At 65.8% G+C, this 3,294-nt stretch carries 3 protein-coding genes and 1 pseudogene; 3 read left to right on the forward strand and 1 reads right to left on the reverse strand.

Annotated features, from left to right (window positions below; translation table 11 throughout):
• The 3 genes and pseudogenes from AC27VN_RS36685 to AC27VN_RS36695 all read left to right on the forward strand — a co-directional run.
• Positions 1–260: pseudogene (locus AC27VN_RS36685) on the forward strand (histone deacetylase family protein); the annotation flags it as partial.
• 103 nt (positions 261–363) lie between these two features.
• Entirely contained in the window at positions 364–1,338 is a 975-nt protein-coding gene (locus tag AC27VN_RS36690) for a tripartite tricarboxylate transporter substrate binding protein (RefSeq protein WP_057590734.1), read from the forward strand.
• A gap of 112 nt (positions 1,339–1,450) precedes the next feature.
• Positions 1,451–2,527, forward strand: a complete 1,077-nt coding sequence (locus tag AC27VN_RS36695) for a Fic family protein (protein WP_490879818.1) — start codon at positions 1,451–1,453, stop codon at positions 2,525–2,527.
• 82 nt (positions 2,528–2,609) lie between these two features.
• On the opposite strand, the gene AC27VN_RS36700 is transcribed toward AC27VN_RS36695, so the two are convergent.
• A complete protein-coding gene (locus tag AC27VN_RS36700; RefSeq protein ID WP_490879819.1) occupies positions 2,610–3,194 on the reverse strand; it encodes a TetR/AcrR family transcriptional regulator in 585 nt (194 codons plus the stop codon).
• Between the last annotated feature and the right edge of the window lie 100 nt (positions 3,195–3,294).

The following is a 3,294-nucleotide window of genomic DNA, read 5'->3' on the forward strand; positions in this document are numbered from 1 at the left end:
GCTGGCGCGCGGCGCTGACGAGCGCGCTCGCGCGCATCGCCGAGGTGAAGGCCGGCGCGCTCGTGGTCTCGCTCGGCGTCGACACCTTCGAGGGCGATCCGATCTCGGGCTTCAAGCTGCGCAGCGACGACTACCTGCGCATGGGCGAGGACCTCGCGCGCGCGGGACTGCCGACGGTGTTCGTGTTCGAGGGCGGCTATGCGGTGGCCGAGGTGGGCGTCAACGCGGTGAACGTGCTCGAGGGCTTCGAGCAGGCCTGAATGTCCTTGCGGCCTTGAGGAAATCAGGGCTGCCCCGGTTGTCTAGTGCCGATCGGCGGGGCCCAATCGCGCTCTTTCAAATTCAGCCGGGACCCCAGCCGCCATGCTCCGCCGCCACACCTTCCTCCGCGCCGCCGCGCTCGCCGCCTGCGGTTTCGCCGCGCCCCTGGCCGCCTTTGCGCAGCAGGCCTTTCCGGCCAAGCCGGTCAAGCTGGTGATCGCCTTCCCCGCGGGCGGCCCCACCGACATCACCATGCGCCAGCTCGCCGACAACGCGAGCCGCATCCTCGGCCAGCCCGTGATCGTCGACAACAAGCCCGGCGCCGGCGGCACCCTGCCCGCGCAGGCGCTGCAGACCTCGCAGGCCGACGGCTACACCATCGCCCAGATCCCGCTCGGCGTGTTCCGCCTCGGCTACACCACCAAGATCAACTGGGATCCGCTCAAGGACATCAACTACGTCATCAACGTGACCGGCTATGCCTTCGGCATCGTCGTGCCCGCGAACAGCCCGTTCAAGACCTGGGCCGACTTCGTCGCCTATGCCAAGGCCAATCCCGGCAAGCTGACCTACGGCTCCACCGGCACCCTGACCAGCCCGCACCTGACCACCGAGCTGGTCGCGCAGAAGGCCGGCATCGAGCTGCAGCACGTGCCCTACAAGGGCAGCGCCGACCTGATGCTCGCCGTGGTCAGCGGCCAGCTCATGGCCGCCGCCGACAGCACCGGCTTCGCGCCGCAGGTCGAGGCCGGCAAGCTGCGCGTGCTCAACACCTGGGGCGAGAAGCGCCTGGCCAAGTTCCCCGACGCGCCCACGCTCAAGGAGCTGGGCTACGACATCGTGCAGAACTCGCCCTTCGGCATCGGCGCCCCCAAGGGCACGCCGCCCGAGGTGGTGAAGAAGCTGCACGACGCCTTCAAGCAGGCGATGGAGGAGCCGAGCTACGTCGCCGCGCTCGGGCGCTACGACATGCTGCCCGACTACATGAGCTCGGCGCAGTACACGAAGTTTGCGCAGGACACGGTGGCGCGGGAGAAGGTGCTGATCGAGAAGCTGGGGTTGGCGAAGGAGAAGTGAGGCGGGCTCCCTGCTTCTTTGTCAAACATGTTTAAAAAGTAGAGCTTCTTAAACATGGCAAGGCGGACATGCATAAGAATCGGCGCTTTCCTGTACATGTCCGGCCTTCCGAATGGCATTCGATCGCCTGCAACCCTTCAATGCGCTGCCCTTGCTGCCGCCCGCGATCGAGCTCGAAAGCAAGGCGGTGCTCAAGCAGGCGATCTCCGCCAACCGGGTCCTGGCCAACCTTCGAGGACTCGCCGCGCAGATTCCGAATCAGGACGTCCTGATCAGCAGCATCGTCTTGCAGGAGGCTCGGCTCTCGTCCGAGATCGAGAACATCGTCACCACCAACGATGAGCTGTATCGCGCAGACGCCGATGCCGATGGCAAGGCCGATGCGCACACCAAGGAAGTCCTGCGCTATCGCGAGGCGCTGTACCTCGGGCTCGAGGCCCTGAAGACGCGCCCGCTGGCCACCAACCTCTTCATCGAGATCGCGCAGCGGATCAAGCAGATCGAGTTCGGCGTGCGCGTCGTTCCTGGCACCGCGTTGAAGAACAACGTGGGTGAAGTGATCTACACGCCGCCGGTCGGCGAAGCCGTGATCCGGGAAAAGCTCGCGAACCTCGAGGGCTTCATCCATGGCGACGACGATCTCGACCCCTTGTTGAAGATGGCGGTGATGCACTACCAGTTCGAGGCCATCCATCCTTTCGCGGACGGCAACGGCCGAACGGGGCGCATCCTGAACCTGCTGTTTCTGGTCGACAAGGGATTGCTGGACAGCCCGGTGCTCTTTCTGTCGCGCTACTTCATCGCGAACCGGGCTGGCTACTACGATGGCTTGCGCCAGGTGACCGAATCACGGGACTGGGAGAACTGGCTGCTCTTCATGCTGCGGGCGGTGGAGAGCACGGCCCAGCAGACCTTCGATCAGGTGATGCGCATCCGGGCGCTGATGGAGCGGGTCCGGGAGCGGGTGCAGCGGGAGGCGCCGAACGTCTACAGCAAGGACCTGGTCGAGGTGATCTTCCGTCACCCGTACACCAAGATCCAGTTCGTGGTCGACGCCGGGATCGCCAAGCGGCAGACGGCATCGGGCTATCTCCAGGTGCTGGCCAAGCTGGGCGTGCTGCGCGAAAGCCGCCACGGCCGCGAAAAGTACTACATCAACGACGCGCTTTTCGACGAACTCGTGGCGTGAGACATGTCGATGGCATCGACACATCGTGAGAACGTGTCGATTTTCGTTTGATTTTTAAACATGACTGACATGGGCACGGCGCTCACTGCCTGATCGCAAACAACTCCCCCACCAGCCGCTCCCCCAGCTCCACGCGCACCGGCTCCCCCCCGAACACCAGCCGGAACACGATCGGCGCGATCAGGTGATCGATCACCTGTTCGGCCGTCGGCGTGGCCTCGCCGCGCGCGCGGGCCTGCTCGACCAGGGCCAGCGCCTCGCGGCGGCGATTGCGCAGGCAGTCGGTGTCCTCGTCGCCGTTGGCCAGCGCGGCCGCGGCCTTCAGCAGCGAGGTGTTGCACGGCTTGGCCAGGTGCTCGATCAGTTCGCGCGCCCAGGCCGCGAGGTCGGCGCGCAGCGTGCCGGTGTCGGGCAGCGGGCGGTCGGGGTCGAGGCGGTGGGTGGCGGTCTCGGCCAGCAGGCCGGAAAGATCGCCCCAGCGGCGGTAGATGCTGGAAGCGCTGACGCCCGCGCGCTCGGCCACGGCCGGCACGGTGACGCGCTCTCGGCCCTGTTCGGCGACCAGTTCCTCAAGCGCGGCGCGCACCTGCGCCTGCACCTGTGCGCTGCGCCCGCCGGGGCGCTTGGCTGAAGACGAAGGAACGGCGGACGGGACGGCGGTGTTCATGGTGAATCGACTTTAACGCAAAGATATTTGCTTTAACAGCGGGAGAGGCCTAGAATCGCAAACGCAAAGATTTGTGCGTTAAGAGCCGTTTCGCGCCAAG

The sequence above is a fragment of the Variovorax sp. 20P10.2.4 genome (genome assembly GCF_058244205.1).